This is a genomic window from Gimesia benthica, from assembly GCF_009720525.1.
Lineage (GTDB): Bacteria > Planctomycetota > Planctomycetia > Planctomycetales > Planctomycetaceae > Gimesia > Gimesia benthica.
In genome coordinates, this window is record NZ_CP043930.1 from 3,003,032 (window position 1) to 3,025,011 (window position 21,980).

The 21,980-nt window shown below is 53.4% G+C and carries 18 protein-coding genes; 15 read left to right on the top strand and 3 right to left on the bottom strand.

All coding sequences use genetic code 11. The annotated features are described in order from the left end of the window. Positions 1-35 precede the first annotated feature (35 nt). The 4 genes from F1728_RS11355 to F1728_RS11370 all read left to right on the top strand — a co-directional run bounded on the left by F1728_RS11355 (position 36) and on the right by F1728_RS11370 (position 4,497). Positions 36-1,460, top strand: a complete 1,425-nt coding sequence (locus tag F1728_RS11355) for a polysaccharide biosynthesis protein (protein ID WP_155364200.1) — start codon at positions 36-38, stop codon at positions 1,458-1,460. Between the two features lie 302 nt (positions 1,461-1,762). Further along, positions 1,763-2,590, top strand: a complete 828-nt coding sequence (locus F1728_RS11360) for a hypothetical protein (protein ID WP_155364201.1) — start codon at positions 1,763-1,765, stop codon at positions 2,588-2,590. A 44-nt stretch (positions 2,591-2,634) separates the two neighbouring features. After that, the gene (locus tag F1728_RS11365; protein ID WP_155364202.1) at positions 2,635-3,522 is read left to right on the top strand and encodes a hypothetical protein; all 888 of its coding nucleotides are present in this window, start codon (positions 2,635-2,637) and stop codon (positions 3,520-3,522) included. 78 nt (positions 3,523-3,600) lie between these two features. Further along, on the top strand, positions 3,601-4,497 hold the full coding sequence (locus F1728_RS11370; RefSeq protein WP_155364203.1) for an STN domain-containing protein: 897 nt from the start codon (positions 3,601-3,603) through the stop codon (positions 4,495-4,497). Positions 4,498-4,560: 63 nt separating this feature from the next. Here the strand turns inward: F1728_RS11370 and F1728_RS11375 are convergent, their stop codons facing one another. Next, positions 4,561-8,427, bottom strand: coding sequence for a PVC-type heme-binding CxxCH protein (locus F1728_RS11375; protein WP_155364204.1), 3,867 nt, complete (start codon positions 8,425-8,427; stop codon positions 4,561-4,563). 175 nt (positions 8,428-8,602) lie between these two features. After that, positions 8,603-10,264: a hypothetical protein gene (locus tag F1728_RS11380; protein WP_155364205.1), complete on the bottom strand. Its 1,662-nt coding sequence runs from the start codon at positions 10,262-10,264 to the stop codon at positions 8,603-8,605. A 122-nt stretch (positions 10,265-10,386) separates the two neighbouring features. Between F1728_RS11380 and F1728_RS11385 the strand changes: the two genes are divergently transcribed. From F1728_RS11385 to F1728_RS11435, 11 genes are all read left to right on the top strand, one after another. After that, a complete protein-coding gene (locus F1728_RS11385; protein ID WP_155364206.1) occupies positions 10,387-10,956 on the top strand; it encodes a M50 family metallopeptidase in 570 nt (189 codons plus the stop codon). An 80-nt stretch (positions 10,957-11,036) separates the two neighbouring features. Further along, positions 11,037-12,017, top strand: a complete 981-nt coding sequence (locus F1728_RS11390) for an alpha/beta hydrolase (RefSeq protein WP_194242778.1) — start codon at positions 11,037-11,039, stop codon at positions 12,015-12,017. Between the two features lie 66 nt (positions 12,018-12,083). Then, positions 12,084-12,755, top strand: a complete 672-nt coding sequence (locus F1728_RS11395) for a hypothetical protein (protein WP_228030673.1) — start codon at positions 12,084-12,086, stop codon at positions 12,753-12,755. Between the two features lie 164 nt (positions 12,756-12,919). Further along, a complete protein-coding gene (locus F1728_RS11400) occupies positions 12,920-13,945 on the top strand; it encodes a DUF2332 domain-containing protein (protein ID WP_194242779.1) in 1,026 nt (341 codons plus the stop codon). Between the two features lie 53 nt (positions 13,946-13,998). Beyond that, entirely contained in the window at positions 13,999-14,931 is a 933-nt protein-coding gene (locus F1728_RS11405) for a TIGR01777 family oxidoreductase (protein WP_155364209.1), read from the top strand. Between the two features lie 437 nt (positions 14,932-15,368). Then, positions 15,369-16,352, top strand: a complete 984-nt coding sequence (locus tag F1728_RS11410; RefSeq protein WP_155364210.1) for a DUF1559 domain-containing protein — start codon at positions 15,369-15,371, stop codon at positions 16,350-16,352. A gap of 114 nt (positions 16,353-16,466) precedes the next feature. After that, positions 16,467-16,883, top strand: a complete 417-nt coding sequence (locus F1728_RS11415; protein WP_155364211.1) for a carboxypeptidase-like regulatory domain-containing protein — start codon at positions 16,467-16,469, stop codon at positions 16,881-16,883. Positions 16,884-17,079: 196 nt separating this feature from the next. Next, positions 17,080-17,436, top strand: coding sequence for a hypothetical protein (locus F1728_RS11420; RefSeq protein ID WP_155364212.1), 357 nt, complete (start codon positions 17,080-17,082; stop codon positions 17,434-17,436). A gap of 82 nt (positions 17,437-17,518) precedes the next feature. Continuing rightward, complete coding sequence (locus F1728_RS11425) at positions 17,519-18,220, top strand: ion transporter (RefSeq protein WP_155364213.1); 702 nt, start codon at positions 17,519-17,521, stop codon at positions 18,218-18,220. Positions 18,221-18,465: 245 nt separating this feature from the next. Then, positions 18,466-18,912 (top strand): hypothetical protein, encoded by a 447-nt coding sequence (locus tag F1728_RS11430; protein ID WP_145036400.1) that lies wholly within the window; start codon positions 18,466-18,468, stop codon positions 18,910-18,912. An 89-nt stretch (positions 18,913-19,001) separates the two neighbouring features. Next, positions 19,002-19,922, top strand: coding sequence for a DUF1559 domain-containing protein (locus F1728_RS11435; protein WP_315853526.1), 921 nt, complete (start codon positions 19,002-19,004; stop codon positions 19,920-19,922). A 94-nt stretch (positions 19,923-20,016) separates the two neighbouring features. On the opposite strand, the gene F1728_RS11440 is transcribed toward F1728_RS11435, so the two are convergent. After that, the gene (locus F1728_RS11440) at positions 20,017-21,918 is read right to left on the bottom strand and encodes a CocE/NonD family hydrolase (RefSeq protein WP_155364215.1); all 1,902 of its coding nucleotides are present in this window, start codon (positions 21,916-21,918) and stop codon (positions 20,017-20,019) included. Between the last annotated feature and the right edge of the window lie 62 nt (positions 21,919-21,980).

Sequence of the window (21,980 nt, forward strand, 5' to 3'; positions counted from 1 at the left end):
CGTCACGATTGAACAAACAGAATTGACCAGACTTCATGAGCGAACAGCGGGAACCTCAACCACATCAGCGTAGCTGGCCTCGGCGACTCCTGAACCGCATGGAAGTCAACCGGGCCGTCTTTTATGCGCTGGTCAGTCGGGGCTGGCAGTTCGTATCAGGCCCGGTGACGATGTTGCTGATCGTCGCTTTTTTCTCCAGTGAATTGCAGGGCTATTATTATACCTTTGGTGCACTGGTCGCATTGCAGACGTTTGTCGAAATGGGAATGCAGGTCGTAACCCTTTATCTGACGAGCCATGAATGGTCGAAGCTGGAAATTGATGAGCGGGGATATCTGATCGGAGAAGAGGCAGCTCTCTCCCGGATGCGCAGTCTGGCGGCCCTGGTTCTTAAATGGTACAGCATCGCCGGACTGTTCTTTGTCGGAGGTATCGGCATCGCAGGTTACTGGTTCTTTCAGTCGCAACCTGCAGATGGCGTTTACTGGCAGGGCCCCTGGTACTGCATTGTCGGACTCACCGCGCTGACACTCGTCGCCACTCCCTGCCTGACACTGCTGGATGGCTGTGATCAGGTTTCGGTAACCAATCGCTATCGCGCCTTTCAGAGTGTCACGGCCACCCTGGTTGTCTGGATCGCGATCTCCAGTGGCGCGGGACTCTGGACCAGTGTTGCCATCTGTGCCGTCCGCCTGTTCTGGGAACTCTGGTTGATTGGCGTGCGCTATCGTCGTTTTTTTGCTTCCCTGCTGCCGGCACGCTCCGGCCCCGGCGTCAGCTGGTCGGAAGAGGTCTGGCCTCTACACTGGAAGCTGGCAATCCAGGCGATGGCAACCTACTTCACCAGTTCATTTGTGATTCCCCTGATGTTTGAATACCAGGGCCCGGAGGTCGCCGGCCAGCTGGGTCTGACCTGGACTGCCCTGCTGACACTGCAAATGGCCGCCTATTCCTGGATGCTGAGTCGGGCACCCCTGTTTGGTTCGCTGGTAGCCCAAAACAATCTCCAGGAATTCAAGCGGGTGTTCTGGCGTCTGTTCCAGGTCTCCACGCAGGTCCTGATTGTAGGAGGGACGCTGTTCTGTCTGATTGTCTGGATCCTGCAACTGCTCCAGGGAACGGAACTTCCGGAGTCCTGGAGTATTCTGCAGCCCCTCTGGGATCTGGTTCATAAATTACAGCGTCGGATTCTCCCCCTGTATCCGACGGTCCTGCTGGCACTCGCCCTGATTCCGATTCATATCGCCCAGTGTGTGATGGCGTATATCCGCCCCTTTAAGCAGGAACCCTTCCTGTTCCTCAATACCGGTTCGCAACTCATCACCGGAGGGCTGGTCTGGTACCTGGGAAAAACCTACGGGCCGGTGGGCGCGGGCTGGGGTTTTCTACTGACTGGCCTGCTGCTGACCATTCCCGGATTTTTATTCATCCTGAAACGGTTTACTCAAAAACAGTTGTGATCCGGTGCGTTGTCCATTCGCTGCTTTACTCCAGAAATTTGTTGACAGATAGAATTCAGCCGTTTACCATCAGGCAATATACATGGATTCATTTATATCATCTCTTATGGTCTCAAGTTTATACCTTTTCATTTCTGTATTTGATTGAGCCCATTAATTGCAAACCGGTTTCTGTCGGGCCAGTACATCAGGCTTTGAGACGGAGACGTTCTCGACGGTATTTCACCACTTGAACTGACAAAGTACTTTCTCACTCACAGTCAGTGTCAACTGTTTTCACCTGCGCATTGAAGGAGTCTGCTATGCGAGCGTTATTCATTGCCACTTCTATTTGTCTGATGTGCATTGGCACGACGCTACCGATCACTGCCCAGGCAGAAGACAAGCCAGCAAAGCCAACCTTAAAAACGGTTAACTGGCCTGTTAAATTCACAGTTAAGCAAAAGCAGGCAGCGGTTCCACAACAGGTCGTTAAGGTCAAACAGCCGTTCTATCCGGAACTAAATCCCCGCGTACAGCAAATTCAGGATGCTCTCAATACCAACACGAGAGCCAACTTTCCCAATGTCCCCCTCACTCAGGCACTTAATGAAATCCAGAAGCAGCATGGCATTAATATGTATGTCTCGGGATCAGCATTGAAAGAACTCGGAATCACTGCCGATGAGCCTGTTAATGTTTCCCTGCATGGGGTATCTCTCAAATCGGCGTTAAAAATCATTCTGGAGCCGCTGGGACTGGCCTATGAAATTGACCAGGAAGTCCTCAAGATCACCACACAGGCAGAAGTCGACCGCCATCTGATAACGCGGATTTACCCGGTCGGCATTCTGTGCCATTCTGCTGAAGAATACGAGGCCATCGAAAAAGCGATCGGCACTGCCTGTCGGCCGAACATCTGGGCCCGACGTCAACGACTCTCGGCCCAATCCCAGGTCATGAGCACTCCTGCACCATCGCCTTTCGCTGCACCAACTGGAATGCTCAGTTCTTCCATCACGGCCGTCCCCCAGTGCCAGGCTCTGGTAGTTAATGAGACAGAGGAAATCCATGAGAAAATCGTGGAGCTGCTCACGCAATTACGGCAGGTTCGTCAGATTCAGATGAGAGCAGTCCCGGAAACGAATTGAAGTTCAGTCAGACATTCACCCCTGAAAATCAATTGGAGTAAAGCGTGTTACAAACTGGAAAACGCAGAATAACCTGGACGCTGCTGGGACTCCTTGCAGGCGGATTATTAGTTACAGCCCAGGCTGAAGACAAACAGCAGACTAAAGCCAGGCAGGCTAAAAAACCAGCTCCGCCAGCGGTTGCCTCCGATTTAGCGACAGCAACAGCACAAACGGCCCCGACAAAACAGATCTTTTTCCCCCCTCTCACAAAGTTTGAAAAAGAGTTTCAGGAAAAGCTCAATGAAACGGTCGCCGCAGAATTCGTCGATGCCGCTCTGAGCGACGTCATCACGTTTTACCAGGACTCTACGGGTATCAACTTTGTGATTTTTGCTAATGTTCTGGAAGAGGAAGGGCTGACAACCGATGAGCCGGTCAACATCTCTGTCGAGAATATCTCGCTCAAAACAGCCTTGGATCTGATCTTAAATCCGCTCGATCTCTCGTACGTCGCCGACCGAGATGTGGTCATAATCACTAGCCGATCTCACGCTGAGGATATGCTGAAAACACGCGTCTACCCGGTAGGTGATTTATGTCAGACCCCCATCGATTACCTGATGCTGGAATCGGTCATCAAAAACACCAGTGTGGGCAGATGGCGGACGCTTAAAAGTGAAGTCACCCCCAGTCAGCAGGCGGGAGGTGGATTCGGAGGCGGTGGTGGTATAGGTGGCGGCGCTGGGGATGCTGGAGGCGGTTTCTTCCAGGTTTCCGATCAAAATGGCATGAACGCAGTACTGGGAGCCAGTCTGTACCACGATGACGATGGTGGAACCGTCTCGATCGTGCCGCAAAGCAAAGCCCTGGTCATCTGCCAGACTTACCACGCTCATAATGCAATCGTTGAATTGTTGACCCAACTCCGGGAAGCCCGCGATGTGAATTGATCCATTAGATTAACGTATGGATTTCATTTGACCCTGCTTGGCAACCAAACCACATTCATTCAAAAACAGGAGACTAAGATGACAGTATATAAGCGACGCAAGATCAGATGCGCCGCACTGGCAATGCTCGTCGGCAGCGTGGTCGTTTCCGGCTGGTCCATTAGCCTGGCTCTGGGAGATAAAAAACCATCCAAGCTGATAACCAGTTCAGCAGATAAGAACATCGCTAAAAAAACGACTCTGAAACAATCGTTTTACCCCGCGTTGACGGCACGCGAAGAAAATCTGGAGGCGGCACTGCAGGCAGAGACAGAAGCGAATTTCCCGGAGATTCCCTTGGATGAAGTCATGACCTATTTCAGTGAACTCCACAATGTTCCTGTTGTCATTCAGGCCCAGGACCTGGGAGCAATTGGTTTGACGCCTGAAGAGCCCATCGACACTCGACTCAAAAACATCACCTTTGAAAATGCATTGGAACAGATTCTGGATCCCCTCAATCTGACCTACGTAGTCGATCGGGATTTGATCCTGATTACTTCGCAAGCCAAAGCTGACGCAACCTTCAAAACACGCGTATATCCTGTGGGAGATCTCTGTCAGACGGATGATGATTACCAGGCCCTGATTGCAGCCATTCAGAAAGCAAACCTTGGCATCTGGGAACGCACTGGGAAATCATCTCAGGCAATCAATTCGGCTCAGAACAAAAAGGGAACTCCCAACTCTGAGAAAGATAACGGATTTTTCAACATCCAGGGGAGCGTCATCGTAGAAGTCGCCAGCCCGCTGCAGGGTGATACTTCAGGGAAAAAGCACAATCCCGGCAGTACGCATCCGAACTACACGGGTACGATTTCGGCGGTGCCTCATTCGAAATCTCTGGTCATCAGCCAGACGTACCATACCCACAAGGCAATCGTAGAACTTTTAACCCAACTCCGGAAATCCCGGGCTGATCAAAGAGGTAACTAGTTAGAGAGCAGCGTAAGAAAACAGGAAGCGGACCGAGGGGAGCAGCCCGCTTCCCGGGGAGACCTATTTTCCTCCGTTGGGAGTGCGGCTCATAATATAGGAAAACAGGTCTTTGACTTCCTGATCGCTCAGGTTTTTGGTCAGACCATCCGGCATCAGGGAGAGATCGAGGGCCTTCAGGATCTCGATCTCGTCCTTGTTGATCAGCACTGTCTGCCCTTTGACGTCACGCAGGGTAATCGTCTTCGTCGTCTGCTCGTCGATCAGACCGGTCACGGTGCGTCCGTCATCGGTCACAATCAGGAAGTTTGTAAACTCCTCACGGATCGCGGCACTCGGATCGACCACCGCCAGCAGCATGAAGTCCAGGTTATCCCGTTCGTAGCCGGTCAGCTTGGGACCGGCTTTGCCCCCTTCACCATACAGGGTATGGCAGACAGCACACGTCTTGTTGAACAGAACTTTGCCTGAAGAGAACTGCCCGCCACCGGCTTTCACCAGACGTGCCACGCGCTGCATTTCTTCCTGTTTTTCTGCTGGAGTGCTGCCGCGAACCTTACCCCAGTGTTTCTTAATGCTGGCTTTGATGTCGGGATCGTCGTGCAATGCCATCTGCTGTACCACATCCAGCGGAATCGTGTTCGCCTTGATGCGCCAGGCATCCACTTCATTCAGGAACTGTTTGCTCCATGCTTTACGGCTGGCCAGCACACGTTGCGCGGTACCCCGTACATCATGCTCGTCCAGCAGCGTACTGTGATAGCGGGCCAGAATGCTCTTGCCGATACTCGGATTCTCAAAGTTCATCAGCGCCTGCAACGCCACCCGTTTGAGTGAATGGGTATCGGAGCCGGTCAGTGACAGAATCGATGTCAACGGGCCGATAGCCGCTTTCGTTTTCAGCTGTCCCAGAATCTCGATGTAGGTCAGCCGTGTCGGCCGGTCTGCATTTTTGTCTGCGATGATTTTCAAGGCGCGACTGGTCGCTTCCTTATCACCCAGACGCAGCGCCAACGCGAGATCGGTTTCACCCAGATTCTTCTGGTACTCCGCCAGACCTTTACTGAGGTCTTCGGGCAGGTTCGTAATTTTCTGACCGCGGAAGGCTTCCAGCATCCCCACCATCAGTTTTTCCTTGTGTTGATCGGAGGGAGCCAGCTTAAGCAGTTTGGCACACATCGCATAATTCTCATCGCCGCCTGCCATCGCGTACCGCTGCATGATCCGTTCCAGAATCACATCCTGGACCATCTTAACCTGCCAGAACTCGGGCTTGGAAAACAGCTTCAGGACGGCCTCCCGATCCGTAGTCGCTTTGCTCTCCAGTGACCACCAGAGCAACAGGGGAATATGCAGGTCTTCCTGATCTTCTTCTCGCTGCAGCAGGACTTCGGTAATCGCCAGTCCTGATTCCGCGGGGAAGCGTTTGGCTGACGATGCCAGCTGCGACCGCACCTCGGCATAAGGCTCGGTCTGCGCCAGCTCCACCAGGGATTTCGTCAGCTGTTTTGATGCCTGGTGTCGATCGCCGAGCAGACGAATCGTCCAGCGACGCACGTGTTGATCGCGGTGTCCCAGTAGTTCCAGGGCCAGTTCTTCATCGAACGCGCCGAGTTGATTCAAGGCCCATAATGCTTCCAGAGCCCGGTCGTCGTTGTCGCTTTTCGCAATCTTCAACAAGGCTGGTACCATGGACTGGTCACCCCGTTCGCCGATCACCTGCACGGCTTTCTGACGGAACCACTTATTCGAGTGTCCCATGGTTTCGATCAGTTCGGCATTGGTCTGCTTTGACAGATCGAAAGGTTTCACTGGTTCAAAGTTTTTCGGTTTGAGACGATAGATGCGGCCACTGGTTTTGTGCCAGTTGTCGCGAGGATCCACGTGTGTCAGACGGCTGTCATACCAGTCCGCCAGATAGATGCAGCCATCGGGGCCGACCTTGATATCCACCGGTCGGAACCAGCGATCCTGTGTGAGCACAATCGGCGGCATGTCTTCGGTTCGATACGTTGATGTATCCGGAATCAGGTTGCTGGCCATCACGCGGTTATGCAGTGAATTGGCTGCAAAGACCGCCCCATTATATTTGGGCGGGAAGATCCCCCCTTCATAGATCGAAAAAGTCTGGCTGAAACGCTCCTGGTAACCTTTGTGCCGCATATGTTCGTAATAGCCGAAGGCGTACGGGTTCGTCAGCGGACCATGCTTGCCCCAGTTCTTCTTGGCATAGCCTCCCTGAGCGTAATGCATGCCGCGGGTTCCCCCGTTATTGGTACCCGAGAAGACACGTCCCTTGGAATCGATTTCCAGGCTGAAGGTATTCCCGCCGCCTTCTGCGAAGATTTCGAAGATTTTCGTTTCGGGGTGATAGCGCCAGATCATCTGGCCTTTGAAGTGCAGTCGCTTCGTGACTTCCGAACTCACTGTTCCCGTGGAAGTACTTCCGTTGGCACCGTACAACCAGCCATCAGGTCCCCACTTGATGCTGTTCGCTACCGAGTGGGTATCTTCCAGACCAAAACCCGAGAGATGCACTTCGGGATCGCCGTCCGGAATATCATCGCCATCCGCATCGGGATAGAAGAGCAGATAAGGAGGATTCAAAACCCAGATGCCCCCTTTGCCTACCGTGACAGCGGAGACAATATTCAGACCGGTAATCACATCTTTGATTTTATCGAAGGTCCCGTCTCCATCCGTATCCTCCAGCACAGAAATTTTATCAGCCCCTTTCACATGATTCGGCGGAGCCTGGGGGACTTTATCGAAGACTGCTCGCAGATACTGATCGTACTTGACGACTTTCAAGCCCGCAGGGAATGGATACTGCAGGTATTGCACAACCCACATCCGCCCCCGATGGTCAAAGCTCATATACAGCGGCTGCATCACTTCGGGTTCCGCGGCAATGGTTTCCATTTCAAAGTCCTGCTGAACCTGAAACAGTTTCACCGCTTCGGCGGGCGGGGTGGGATCCGATTCATCACCGACTTCCCCACGCCCTTTGAACGATTTCATGACCTTGTCGACCTGCTCGTTTCCGGCCAGATCCTGCTTGAAACGGTCACGGCTGATCTTGCCTGCCACGTCAACCTGTGGCGGTTCTTTTTTCAAACACCAGTAGATTGCATTGACCAGCGTGTGCGTAAAAGTATTGATTTCAAAATCGCCGGGGTGTCCCAGAGAGGTATAGAAAATTCGCGACTTCTTGTAGTTGTTCGTCCAGGCGACCGGCATCTGCACCGGCTGTCCCTCGACGTTAGAAAGTCCCCGCAACAGAGTCTTGGTTGAGCTTTTCAGGTTGATGCTCTTATACATGGAGCCTTCGCTGCGGAAGTATTTATTGCGGACGGTCGCCATAATCGGGTCCTGCTCGGCCCGCAACTGGGTGGTGACATCAGTCGGTGTTTTATTGCCGAAGTCGCCCGCGTATTCGCCCCCCAGCACTTCCTTGTCAAAATCTTTCCATTCCACATATCCCTCGGCTGGCTTTCCTTTACTCAACGCAAACCCATGGCTCGAAGTACGGACGGCGACCAGTGGCTTGCCGGCATTCAGGTAATCCTGAATGAGTTTCATCTGCGCGACCGGCAGAGTTTTGCGGCGGACACTCAAAAACAACAGGTCGGCTTCTTTAATTGCTTTCAGGTCGGAAAAGGAGTTTGGATCGTCCTTGTCCGGAAAGATGAACTGCGTGCGAAATCCGAGTGGCTGCAGGTGTGCTTTAGCGAATGCGGGCAGACTCTCGGCTGTCTTGTAACCCTCTTCCCCGATCATAAACAGAATCAGCGGATGATCTTCAGGACTGGCAGCCTGCTGTTTATTCGGATCTTTCTCTTCACCTGAGAGGGAGAAAAAGGTCAGTCCACAAAACAGCACGAAGGCACTCAAGGTATAGACAGACTTCAGAGAGGCTCGATTCAGCATGGGGAATTTCTTTATGCGGGACAAAACTAAAGGAAATTAACTAATTGAATTTTTTCATCATAACAGCCTCTTTAAGGCTCTGTCACCCGACAATAGTGTTTTTTTGGAAAGAAGCGCTGGCATGCAATCCGTATCAGATACAAACCACGGCTGACGGGCATAAGTTCTTATCTGATTATTGTTTATCAGTAGATTCCGTAGGTGAATCAGTGGCGGACTGTTCCTGATAGTGATGTACGACCAGACTTCCGGAACGAAAGGCAATCGGCAGACTGAAGGGAAACTTCGCTTTCAAATGTTCCGGAAAATCTGGTGGGTAAGCGTTGGGTCCCTCCGGCCCGATCTCGTTCGCCTGACTGACCAGCAGTCCTCCCGCCATCAGATTCGACAGCACGAATCGTTGAGGACTCTCGCGCAGGGCTTTAAAAATCAGCGGTCGCCGGGATGGATAAAACTCAATGTAACTTTGCGTATAGACAAACCGTGTCGATGGTTCCAGATCCAGAGACAGATAGAGATGAACCATATCATTGCTGAAGCAGGTCACCTCGCGATCCTGGGTCTGTTGCGACTTGAGAAACTCAGCCACGTGTTCCATGTCTTCCCAGTCCGGATAAGGAATCCGCGCCAGTTGATTTCGAATTTTGCCAGTACTTCCCTGCTCCAGGCAGGCGCTCCACAGGCGCAGATAAGCAGGTTTTGTCACGGGCGAATAAATCAACGCCATGACGAGAAAACTACCGGTCAGCAGCCAGCGGGTCAAACGGGCACGCCGGGTACAATGGAACGTGTAGACCAGCAGAGACAAACCCAGCAACAGAGGTGGAAAATGAACATAGTCAAAGGGATGCTGAAGCAGTACCACCTGCAACAACCAGGCCAGATAGAGTGCTGACAGTAAACGCAGACGGAGCGCTGTCTGGGCTGATCGCTGTGGATCCTGTCTGAGCAGCAGAAGTATCGCTGCAGGGACCGCTGCCAGGTGAATCAGAATATAAGGGAAGAAGCGGGCCACCATGTTGAGAATAATATAACGGAGATTGCCGAAATTCCCTTCCGCCAGGTACTCCCGGTTCCAGTCCAGTTGCATTTCGAGAAACCAGGGTAAGGTCTGTGTGAAGTACAACCAACTGAGGCCCAGTGCGCCTGCGATCAATCCCCCGGTCAACAGTCCGCCGAGATCCTTCCAGACTTTCGCTCTTAAATCGGAACTCGCAAGTGAACAGAGCCAGACAGCCAGCGCGGGAATTACCACGTGTGGCTTGAGCCAGACACCGGCTCCCCAGACCAGCCCTTCCAGAAGTCCGTACAGAAACAGTGTCTTGCCGGCTACCGCTTCCTGAGTAGTGCGCTGTATCTGGGCCCAGCGCAGATTCAACGCCGCTGCAGTGGGCAGGAGCAGCCAGAGATCACGTTGCACATGACACCATTCGGAAACCGAGTAGTAAGCCAGGAACAGCAGGAAGGCGAGCTGAAAGCGGACCCCCGCAACGAACCGGGTCAGCAGAAATACCGTCAAACTGAAAATCAGCAGATCAAAGGCCCGCAACGCTTCGGTGCTCCAGCCGAACAACGATCGAACTGTGATGTGCACCCAGACCACGCCCGGAAAATTCGGTTCGACCATATCACGATAGAGCATGCCCCCGCGCATGACAGTGCGGGCCTGCAAATCATAGTAGGAAACATCGTTCGTCACCGGCATACAGATCAATTGCGGTGTCGCAACGATGATCAGCAGAATCAAGGCCCACAGGGAGAATGTGGACGTATTCCAGAACGCACCTCGATGGGAATTCTCTGCTGTGGTCATTTCTGTAGCGGCAGTGTTCATCATCTTGAGAATCGATTTAAAAACAACAAGCTTTGCAAGTGCATGGCTATCGGTGATAATCGTGTGTGCCATCCTAAGCAGGCAGGAAGACCATTCACCAGTTTTTTTTACGGAACTCACCTGGAATGTCGCGAATTTACCAGCTTCTGTTCAGCATTTGCTGGCTGTTCGGCTGCTGGCTGGCCATGATGGGCCTGCATGAACTGGGACACGTGCTGGGAGGCCTGCTGACTGGAGGCCAGGTGTCGCGTGTCGTCTTGCATCCCCTGGCGATTTCCCGAACAGATCTGGCCATGAATCCATATCCAGCCATTGTCGTCTGGGCCGGCCCCCTGATTGGCGTGATCCTGCCGTTGGGGCTCCTAATCGCAGCCCGACTGACGAACTGGTCGCAAGCGGAATTCGTCCAGTTCTTTGCCGGCTTCTGTCTGATCGCCAACGGCGCATACATCGCCGGTGGTGCCCTGGATGGCATCGGTGATTGCGGCGTGATGCGGCAGACCGGATCGCCCCTCTGGCTGATGTGGTGCTTCGGACTCATGACCGTTCCCGCAGGCTTTGTGCTCTGGCATCGTCTCGGTTCAATCCGCGACTGGTGGCAACATCCGGAACGCACCTCGGAGCACAGTGCCTGGATCATGCTGCTGACCGTCATGACACTCGTAGTGCTGATGGTCTGTTTTTCTGCGCAATAGCCGTTTCCGGTTTGCTCATCGTCTCTGCTTTCTGATATCTTGGAACAATCACCGCCATGATTCCTCAGGGAGCATCCGCTATGTCTACGCTGCTGAATCGTCGTCAAATGTTGGGAGTCTGTGCTGCTGGCGCCTCAACTTTATGTCTGCCCTCACTCACCCGGGCGAAGCAGGCCAAAACCAAAATGAAAACCTTCACCTTCAAAAAGGTGGGGAACCTGGAAATCAAAGCCGACGTGCACCGGGCCGATGATAACCAGACGCGGCCCGTCATGGTCTGGTTTCATGGCGGTGCGCTGATTGTCGGGCATCGGGGGGGCGTCAGTGGCCGCGTCCTGAAAGACATGCTCAACGCCGGCTATACCGTGGTCTCCTTTGACTACCGGCTGGCCCCCGAGACGAAGCTTCCTGAAATCATTGCCGACCTCGAAGACGGATTTACATGGCTGCATGAGAAAGGCCCCGACCTCTTCAATGTCGACACCAGCAAAGTCGCGGTCTCCGGCGGTTCCGCGGGTGGCTGTCTGACGATGATCGCCGGCTATCGTGCCCAGCCCCAGCCGACAGTTCTCGTTCCATTCTGGGGCTATGGAGATCTGATCGGCGACTGGATCGGCAAGCCCAGCCCGCATGACAGACATCAGACGGACATTACGAAAGCAGAAGCGCTGCAACAGGTGGGCGACGGAGTAATTGCCGACTCGCGCGAGAGTCAGAAAAATCGAGGCGAGTTCTATAAGTATTGTCGCCAGCACGGAACCTGGCCGCAGGCAATCTCCGGCTGGGATCATCACCGTAATCCCGAAAAGTTCTATCCCTACATGACGCTGAAAAATGTTACAAAAGACTATCCCCCCACGTTGATGGTTCACGGGACCAAAGACACCGATGTACCTTATGAGCAGTCGACTCTAATGGCCGAGCAGCTCAAACAGCATGGAGTGGAACATCAGCTCGTCACGATTCCGGGAGGCGAACACGGTCTGGTCGGCGGTGATCCCAAACTGATCGAAGCCGCCTACCAGCAGGCCTTTCAATTCATGCACGAACGGATGAGGTGAACCTGATGCACGAAAGTATGTCTTACTGAATGTGAGACATACACATCCCTTTCCAACAGGAACACCATGACAGAAAGCTCTTCTCCACCGCGCGTGCACATTTTAATTGCCCGCGACAGCCCCCAGGCGATTGTGATTAGACGGGGACCGGCCAGAAAGACCTGCATCCTCGCATGGGACCGGAGCCAGCATACCTTCACCGTCGGACAATGGCTCAAAGGACGACTGTATGAACGCCGCTCTGATATTTCTCCTGATGGCAAACACTGGATCTATTTCGCCATGAATGGGAAATGGGATTCCGAAACCGGAGGATGCTGGACGGCCATTGCCAGAACCCCCTACCTCAAAGCACTGGATCTTGCAGGACAAAGCAGTACCTATTACGGAGGGGGGCTGTTTATTAACAACAGGACAATCTGGGATATGGGCAGTGATGATTATTTGCAGAGATCGGGACTGTTCCACAAGGGAGACCCAGATTTCATCACTCGCACATATGGCACTGGATGTCCGTCCGTGTATTACCCTCGTCTGGAACGGGATGGTTGGAACTTGGGATGTACCACCATCAACGAGAAAAAGTGCTCCGGAGTGCTCTTTGAAAAGGAATTACCCGTCGGTTGGAAACTGATCAAAGTCTGTCATACAGGCAATTCACCTGAAGGCCAGGGCGTTTACTGGGACGAGCATCTACTGATCAGTAACGCTGGTGCGATTCAAAATTTCCCCGACTAGGAATGGGCGGAATGGGCCGATGAATCGATATACTATGCCGCCCGGGGACGTCTGTTTCAGATTCAAATCATCGATGAAAACCAATTGAATGAACCGGTCTGCCTGCACGATTTTCATCCGTACCAGTTTGAAGCAAAGCCAGCACCATATTAAAGGGAGCGCCTGTGAACGCGGATCTGTCTGAACAATTTCGCGCCTTTGCTGTGCCGGAGTGCCGGGAAACATCTCCCCTGTATTGTTGTCTGACGGAAGCGATTGCCGCGGATGCAGAAGTGCTGGAGATCGCCAGTCAGGCGCGGGACGGACAGCCGGTTCCTAATCTCCTCTTCGCTGCCGTCCAATATCTGCTGGTCGCCAACCCGGCTCATCCGCTGGCAGAGTACTATGCGACCTGCACTGCAGAACCCAAAGATCCCTCAGACGCTTTCCCGCTGTTTAAAGATTTCGTACTCGCTCATCTAATTGAAATCATTGAACTGCTGCAGACGCGACTCGTGCAGACCAATGAAGTCCGCCGCTGTGCCTGTCTGTATCCTGCGTTCATGTACGCACTGCGGCACTTTGCCCCTCAACCGCTGGCCTTGCTGGAAATCGGCTGCAGCGCTGGGCTGAACCTGCTCTGGGACCGCTATCGCTACGCCTATAATGAAAGCGGTAAAATCTATGGAGATCGCGAATCACCGACACTGATCACGTCTGTTTTTCTGGGAAAGCCCTCTGCAGGACTGGAAGATTCCCTGCCTTACGTCACGCATCGCATCGGCGTCGACCTGCATCCGATCGATGTTTCTGTTCCCGCAGAAGTCAACTGGCTGCGGGCCTTGATCTGGCCTGAGCAGCACGAACGCCGTCAGCTGCTGGAAGCCGCTATCCGGCAACAACAGGGGATCGAACTCGACCTGCGAACCGGAGACGGTTTTGCAGACATCTGCTCATTCGCTGCAGAGATTCCCACGGACTCCCTGCTCTGTATCTTCCATACGCATGTCGCCAACCAGATCTCGCTGGAGCAAGGGAATGCGTTTCTGGAAACGATCCGCGAACTGGCCCGGCAACGCGATCTCCTGCACCTGTATAACAACCTGCCTGACGCCCATTTAAGGTTACAGGTATTCCACAAAGGAATTCTCACCCGACAGATACTCGCCAATACCGACGGACACGGCCGCTGGCTGGAATGGCTGGTGTAACACGCCCCTCAGTGATTTAACTGTATTCAACAATTACGGAAAGAAACCTCGTCATGGAGACACAAGGCCGCATTGTCATCGCCGGAGGAACCGGGTTCCTCGGACAGAATCTGGCCCGCTATCTGACCAAACAGAATTATGAGGTCACCATCCTCGGCCGACATCAGCCACAGACAAAGGGCGACTGGCGTTATGTGAGCTGGGATGCCCGCTCTCTCGGATCGTGGGTCAGCGAACTGGAACAGGCGGCCGCTCTGGTGAACCTTGCCGGCCGAACGGTCGACTGCATCAAGACTCCCGACCACTGTGATGAAATTCTCCGTTCGCGAGTCGAAGCAACTGACGTACTGGGGCAAGCAGTTCGGCAACTCGCAGTACCGCCGCCGGTCTGGGTGCAGATGTCAACGGCCCACCGTTACGGCGATCCCCCGGAATGTACCTGCGATGAAGACTCCGCCTTCGGTTATGGTCTCGCGCCTTTCGTCGCACAGGAATGGGAAGCCGCCTTCCAGCGCGCTGTTCTCCCCGAAATGCGGCAGGTCATTCTTCGCACCAGCTTTGTCATCGGCCGTGACGGAGGTGCACTCCAGCGGCTTTCAAAACTGGTCCGCTGGGGACTCGGAGGCACCGTCGGACACGGACGACAGGGGATGAGCTGGATTCACGAGCAGGATATGAATCGCCTCTTTCATAGAGCTATCACCAATCAAACCATGCAGGGGGCCTACCTGGCCACCGCTCCCGAACCGGTTTCGAATGCAGAATTCATGCGTGCTCTGCGAAAAGCTTTGAAGATGCCCATCGGTCTCCCTGCACTGAGTTGGATGGTACGGCTGGGGGCGCCGCTGTTGATGCGTACCGATCCCGAACTGGCTCTTTACGGACGTTATTGTATTTCACGACGCCTGAAAGAAGAGAATTTCGAATTCCAGTTTCCCGATCTGGATTCTGCGATTCAGAACATCTACGATAAAACTTCCAGCTGACGGACCTCAGAGAACTTATTCTCCACCACTCAGGCAAACCCGTTTCCCTTGATCTGCTCGCAGTAAAACAGGACAGACTTCAAAAGATCCACGTCTTACACAATTCAGACAAACTGCACTCGCTCCACATTTTCAAGAGTTCTGAAATAGAGCTGCAGAGTCACAACCATCTATGATTAAATAAGATACAGACAAGAAGACTCACACTACTCTTATAAACTGCAGCTGAATCCCTCCCTCTGTCACTGTACGCCCTTTCGTTTAGGTATTTTAATAAATAACGGTAATTATGCTGGCTCTTCGATTCTGACTCCGGTTAATATATTAAGAATATAAAAACCTCTTTAAGAAACTAACTTACAGATTCGACAGTTTTCCGATCGATTCTGAACTGGCTCGCGTTTTTTTTCTTTCACCGGAACTGGAGTTATCTATTGATGCTGAAGTCATCCAAAACACCACGGGGATTTACCCTCATCGAACTGCTGGTGGTCATCGCTATTATCGCAATTCTGATCGCCCTCCTCTTGCCCGCTGTCCAGCAGGCACGTGAAGCAGCCCGCCGCTCGACCTGCAAAAACAACCTGAAGCAGATCGGTCTGGCACTGCACAATTACCATGACTCCTATCAGACGTTTCCGATTGGCTCGCAGGTTTCCTACTACCGCGCTAACTGGCGATCTTCGATTCTGCCTTTCATCGATCAGGCACCTGCCTACAACAAACTCATTCCAGCGGCCTACTCTCAACACGGCTTTGCGGCCGGCAGTGGGAACTCTGCCTCCGGCTATAACACCGAAAACGCCGTGCTGAATAATCTCTACATCCCCATCTACAAATGTCCGTCCAGCACCGCGGATGCCTTCTACACTGGTACCAGTCCTGTTTCCAACAACGGTACGACATCCCCGAACTCGGCTCTCGGAAAAGAAACCGGCATGACCATGGACTACGTGGGCATCAGCGGTTCTTACCTGAATGCAGCCCCCTACAGCTCCGGTTGTGGAGCTGCATACGGTGGTTACTGGTGTAACAACGGGATGATGCAGATCGGCAAAGTCTCCCGCATGCGTGACTGTAAAGACGGAACCTCGAACACCATGATCATTGCCGAAGATTCCGGTCTGGTTAACAACCGAGATTATCGCAGCAACTACTACGGCGGCTGGGCAGGACACACTGGACTGACCAGTTGGGGAACCGGCGTGAATACCATCCGCTACAGCCCCAACCCTTCCACCGCACCTGCGGGGGGAGACCAGACTTACACCCCCAACAACCCGCTGACCTCTGAACACGTAGGCGGCGTGCACGCGCTGCTCGGAGATGGTGCCGTCCGGTTCCTCTCGAATAACATCGACATCGAAACCCTCCGCAGACTGGGTATGCGTAACGACAACCTGGTACTCGGCGAATTCTAAATTGAATCTCTGACGATTTACCATAACCTGAACTTCTAAAGATTCTCAACAGCCGATGCACGTGCCAAACGACATCGGCTGTTGACATAAAGTGACAACCGGAGAAACAACACTATGCTCAAACTCTCTCGACTGACTCTCTGCCTGATGCTGATCGCGCTGCTGACTGCCTGCGGATCCAGCGTCGAGGAAGTTCCCACCGGTACCGTCAGCGGCACCGTGACCCTCGGGGGTAAACCGCTTTCCGGCGCACGCGTCAATTTCATTTCCGGAACCGCAGGAGCAGGCGCCTACGCCGATCTTCAGCAGGATGGCACCTACAGCATTTCCGAACCGATCGCCGCCGGTGACTACAAAGTCTATCTTTCTTCCCCCGGACTGGGAGATGCGCCCCCGGATGAAACGGGCAACCAGGAATTTAAGGATGCTCTCAAAGAGGTCCCGCAGAAATATCAGAGCGATCAGACCACCGAGCTGCAGACCGTGATCAAGGAAGGCGAGAATACCTTCGATATCGATCTCAAGCCCTGATTTATAGATTCTCAAATTTCTTAACAACACTGATTTTTCCGGGAGTTTTTTTTGATTTCGTGTATTTCACGAGTGTATACTGTTAGTCAGGATCGTGAGCTGGTTGTCTCTTAAAGCAGTGAAAGGAAAGAGCTGCCCTCAGACAACCCTCATTCCTGAAACCAATTGATTCATGTTTCTGGTGGAGAAAACAGACATGTCGATCATTACGACGGGCCACATCTTCCTGAAACGGCCCTATGATGTCGCCAACGCGACAGCGCTCAAACAGGTGCTCCAGGAACAGGGGGGTGAACTGCATGGCTCCTCTGACGAACGTTACTGGGAACTGATCAAGCATCAGTTGATCATCACCATCAAGGTCCAGCCCATCACCGAGCTGCTCGACCAGTGCCAGACCGAGCTCAATCTCCTCGGACTCGCCCCCGATGATGTTCCCGAGGTCATTACCGTGGAAGGCCTGATGGAATCCTTCGCTCTCTGTCAGTCGATCACCGACCAGCTCGCCTCCTCTCTCGCCGGAGTGACCGGCGGTGCGGAACACTGCCACTGAGCGGATTTGATTTTTAACGCGAGTAGAGTATCCTCAGATCTGTTGTACAGTTAATCAGCTAACAGGTCAGGTGGAGGGTGCGATGCCAACGTTGAAACAGGTCGTTGAAGATTCAGATACGAAAGCAGGTAAAACTTTCGATCTGTTCATCCAGGCTGTAATTGTGATCTCCCTGGTTAGTTTTACGATAGAGACCTTACCCGACCTGTCTCCGACTACCAGAACCTGTCTCAGGGGCATAGAGATTGTCAGCGTGATTATCTTCACGGTGGAGTATCTCGCCCGGGTCCTGGTTGCCAGCAACAGGCCTGCTTTCATCTTCTCATTCTTTGGTATTATTGACCTACTGGCGATTCTTCCTTTCTATCTGGGAATGGGGTTGGATTTGAGATCACTCAGAGCCTTCCGACTCCTGCGACTCGTCCGAATTTTTAAACTGGCCCGCTACAGTGCCGCTGCCAGACGTTTCCACAGAGCCTTTCTCATTGCCAAAGAGGAACTGGCTTTATTCCTCTTCGCCACGCTGATTATCATTTACCTGGCCGCAGTCGGAATTTATCACTTTGAGAATCCTGCACAGTCGGAAGCTTTCAGTTCTGTTTTTCATAGCCTGTGGTGGGCAGTGTCAACTTTGACCACCGTCGGTTACGGCGATATCTATCCGATCACAGCTGGGGGAAAAATCTTTACATTCTTTATCCTCGCTGCAGGGCTGGGTATCGTTTCGATCCCCGCTGGTCTGGTCGCCTCTGCACTCGCTAAAGCCAGAGAAATGGAAGACTGACTGCAACTTGCCCATTATTTTCAAATCCTCATTCTTTTATTTCTCATTTTTTCTACACACAACCGATACCCCATCGCTATAATAAGTGTTTGATGAAGTGAAGCTCGCCCCAGATTCCTGCCTGATTCAAGACTGTGACCCATTCCTGAAACCAGTTGAGTGGTACCTCTACAGCTGTGATCTAGCGATCGCTTTCTTTCTGCACAGCACGTTTTACCTCCCTCTATTTTGAATGCAGGTACACCATGTTTCAAATTAGCGCTCGCGCTCCGTTTGCGCTGACCTTAATCGGTTGCTCTCTCCTCGTAGGCTGCTTCGGTGGCTCAGCAGAACACATCGAACGCGCCTCCGTTTCCGGCACCGTCACCTTCGACGGCAAACCGCTGCCCGCAGGCAATATTCTCTTCGTCCCCGATGTCGATGCCTCCGGCAACCCCCTGCGTGGGAAAGCCGTTCAGGCGACCATCACTGACGGAGCCTACACGATTCCCGCTGAACAGGGTCCCGCCGTCGGGAACAATAAAGTTCAGATCACCGCAACCCGCAAGACCGGGAAGTTCCAGGAGTCGGACGGCCAGAAAATCGAGATTGAAAAACAGTATCTCCCGGCCAAGTACAACGCCAGCACGACCCTGAAACAGGACATCGCGGCCGGCGAAAACACCGCTGACTTCACCCTGGAAGCCAAATAACATCTTCTTTCGATCGTTCACTGAAACTCTTTCAGATTTTTTTTCAATACCCTTCTAGTAGATGGATCAATCAAACTATGAAAGCGCTTTTGTCTAATCGCCGTCGGGGCTTCACACTCATCGAACTGCTGGTGGTCATCGCCATTATCGCCATCCTCATCGCTCTGCTCCTTCCCGCCGTTCAACAGGCACGCGAAGCGGCCCGTCGCTCTACCTGTAAGAACAATCTGAAGCAGATCGGTCTGGCCCTGCACAACTACCACGACACCTTCGGCACTTTCCCTCCCGCAACCATCCGTCGCCAGGGTGCCACCACAGAATGGGAAACCAGCATGATCAGCTGGCAGGCCCGTATTCTGGCTTCCATGGACCAGGCTCCCCTCTACAATCAGATTGACTGGAGCATTGAGCCCGGTAGAACAGGCACCAACGCCACAGCCATGAACAATGAACTTCCTGCCTACCGCTGCCCCAGTGATCCCGGTAACCGTGGCACCACAGGCCAGTCTGGCTATGGACCAACCAACTACGTCACCTGTACTGCAGACTCCGGTGGCTACGCAGCCGGCGGATCGACCTACCAGAACAATGGTCGCTCAGTCATGTTCCTGAATAGTAAAACTCAAATTCGGGACATCGAAGACGGTACATCCAACACCATGATGGTCTCTGAATGCGAAGTCGGTAGCGCGTTTGCCAACGTCAACGCCACCTCTGGTACTGTCTGCACCGGATCAGCCACAACCAAGACCCGGGGTTACTCCTGGTTCTACGCCCAGTCGATGCCCGCCTGGAGCTTTACCACCCTGGTGGGACCGAACACAGATCTTCTTGAATGTGCTCAGAGCACCGGCGGTTCCGCACTGCTGGGAGCCCGCAGCAAACACGTCGGCGGTGTGCACACTCTGTTCTGTGACGGACGCGTGCAGTTCATCTCCGAAAACATCAACCTCGGTACATGGCAGAACCTGGGGCACAAATCAGATGGTAACATCATCGGCGAATACTAAGCCCGAGCGACGACCATCATAAGAAAAGACACGGCCAGGGAAAGCCCTTTTTCCCTGGCCGTTTTTTCATGCCCTGATCTTTAATCTCCCCCCCTCAGTCCGCCTTGGGAATTACGGGCAGCAGAATATGCGAAGGATGCGCTGCGTCGTGGTACACCGTGTTGATCGCAGTCTGCTTCAGCCGATTCTCATTCAACGGCTCCCCCGTATTCGGGTTCACGTCAAACCGTGGAAAGTTACTGCTCGAAATATCCACGCGAATCCGGTGCCCCTTCTTGAACACGTTCGATGTCGGATAGAGCTTGATCGTCACCGGATAAATCTCCCCCGGCTCCATCATCTTCTCTTCCTTCAGTGAATCACGGAACCGCGTCCGGATAATCCCGTCGCCGATATTCAGGTCAAACCCGCCCGGGAAGTCACTGCTCGGCGGATACACGTCAACCAGCTTCGCCGTAAAGTCGGTATCGACAGCAGAGGAGGAAATCCAGAGCTTCACTGCCAGTTCTCCAGTGACTTCCAGATCCTCTTTCAGAGGTTCCGTCTGAAAGACCAGCACATCATCGCGGGCCGACAGCGGCGTCGGATGCGTGAAATTCCAGATCTTCTCGCTCCCCTTCTGATCCCAGCCCCCCTGCACCAGAATGTCATTTCCGCTGGAAATGTTTCCCCCGATCGTCGGCACCGGATTCTCCGGATCGAACAGCAGGCTGGTCTTCGCAGCCTGTACTTCAGGAGCATCAGTCGCGAGCCCGCCTTCAGGTTGCAGGTGAAACTTGGTGTATACGGTCCGTTCCAGCGGCCACTCCTGCTCGTTCCGCCAGTAACCGCCATGATTCAGTTTCCCGTCCACGGTCTTCGAACCGTCGCCGGTTCCCATCACGAAAATCCGCACCGGCGTTTCAAATGGAGCTGCTTTCCCGACACTGTTCTCCTTCCCCTTCAGCCAGTGATCGTACCACTCTCGTCGCCAGCCCAGCGGATCCGCGATCGCAGCGGCTTTTCCAAACGTCACCTGACCGTGTGAGTACGCTCCCTGCTGCCCGTGAATCCAGGGCCCCATGATCATATACACGGGCCCCTTGATCGTTTTCGACAGCACTTTGAAATTTGCCGTGTTATTGCTGCTCCACGAATCGTACCAGCCACTCACCAGGTACACCGGAATGTCTTTGTACTTCTCCGGGTAATCGATGATGTTATTCTGAATCCAGAAGTCATCGTTGGCCCCATGCTGCATCCCCGCGACCAGCCAGTCTTCGTATTCCGCAGCCAGCTTCAGCGGCGTCATCCCCTTCCGTAACGGCAGCCGATGCAGATACTCCATCCGGTTCTCAGCCATCTCTTTCAGCACAGCCGCGGTTCCCGCATCAAGTGACTGACGGCTTCCTTTACCCGCATTCAGATAGATCCAGTTCCAGAACCGCAGCTCAAACGCCCCTCCGTTCCGCATGCTGGCATAGCCCAGGTTCGACATCGCATCCACCGGAATCACGGTCTTCAGCTCGGGAGTCTTCTCCATCGCCAGCGCGTGCTGGGTTCCCCCGACATACGAAGTTCCGATCATCCCGATCTCCGCATTCGACCAGGGCTGCTCACCAATCCACGCCGCCGTGTCGACACCATCGCGACCGTCATCGGTCAACATGTGCCACACACCCTCCGACGCATAACGGCCTCGCGTATCCTGGGCCACGAACGCATACCCGTGCGAAGCGTAATACATGCCCGATGTCTTACACCCGTTCTTGTTATAAGGACGCCGCTCCAGAATCGTCGGCAATTTCCCGTCCAGCACATCTCCATCTTCCACAGGCAGATAGACGTCCGTCGCCAGCTTCACTCCGTCCCGCATCGGCACCATCACGTTCTTCCGCACTTCAACCGCATACGGCCCTCGCTCTGCCGCCAGTGCAGGCAGTGTGGAAATCAGTAACGCAAAAACAAATAGAGTCATTCCAGCCAGGGAACGGCGGAGAGGACGAGAGGCAGGCATGGTTTTATTCCTTCTTCAGGAGGCAGGCAACATCAACAGCGTAATGCAAAACATGATTAAGA

Excerpts from the sequence above, each read along its gene's own strand:
- F1728_RS11385 (WP_155364206.1), top strand. The coding sequence starts at position 10,387 with ATGTCGCGAATTTACCAGCTTCTGTTCAGCATTTGCTGGCTGTTCGGC.
- F1728_RS11360 (WP_155364201.1), top strand. The coding sequence starts at position 1,763 with ATGCGAGCGTTATTCATTGCCACTTCTATTTGTCTGATGTGCATTGGC.
- F1728_RS11425 (WP_155364213.1), top strand. The coding sequence starts at position 17,519 with ATGCCAACGTTGAAACAGGTCGTTGAAGATTCAGATACGAAAGCAGGT.
- F1728_RS11370 (WP_155364203.1), top strand. The coding sequence starts at position 3,601 with ATGACAGTATATAAGCGACGCAAGATCAGATGCGCCGCACTGGCAATG.
- F1728_RS11430 (WP_145036400.1), top strand. The coding sequence starts at position 18,466 with ATGTTTCAAATTAGCGCTCGCGCTCCGTTTGCGCTGACCTTAATCGGT.
- F1728_RS11410 (WP_155364210.1), top strand. The coding sequence starts at position 15,369 with ATGCTGAAGTCATCCAAAACACCACGGGGATTTACCCTCATCGAACTG.
- F1728_RS11375 (WP_155364204.1), bottom strand. The coding sequence starts at position 8,427 with ATGCTGAATCGAGCCTCTCTGAAGTCTGTCTATACCTTGAGTGCCTTC.
- F1728_RS11390 (WP_194242778.1), top strand. The coding sequence starts at position 11,037 with ATGTCTACGCTGCTGAATCGTCGTCAAATGTTGGGAGTCTGTGCTGCT.
- F1728_RS11380 (WP_155364205.1), bottom strand. The coding sequence starts at position 10,264 with ATGATGAACACTGCCGCTACAGAAATGACCACAGCAGAGAATTCCCAT.
- F1728_RS11355 (WP_155364200.1), top strand. The coding sequence starts at position 36 with ATGAGCGAACAGCGGGAACCTCAACCACATCAGCGTAGCTGGCCTCGG.
- F1728_RS11440 (WP_155364215.1), bottom strand. The coding sequence starts at position 21,918 with ATGCCTGCCTCTCGTCCTCTCCGCCGTTCCCTGGCTGGAATGACTCTA.
- F1728_RS11395 (WP_228030673.1), top strand. The coding sequence starts at position 12,084 with ATGACAGAAAGCTCTTCTCCACCGCGCGTGCACATTTTAATTGCCCGC.
- F1728_RS11405 (WP_155364209.1), top strand. The coding sequence starts at position 13,999 with ATGGAGACACAAGGCCGCATTGTCATCGCCGGAGGAACCGGGTTCCTC.
- F1728_RS11415 (WP_155364211.1), top strand. The coding sequence starts at position 16,467 with ATGCTCAAACTCTCTCGACTGACTCTCTGCCTGATGCTGATCGCGCTG.
- F1728_RS11420 (WP_155364212.1), top strand. The coding sequence starts at position 17,080 with ATGTCGATCATTACGACGGGCCACATCTTCCTGAAACGGCCCTATGAT.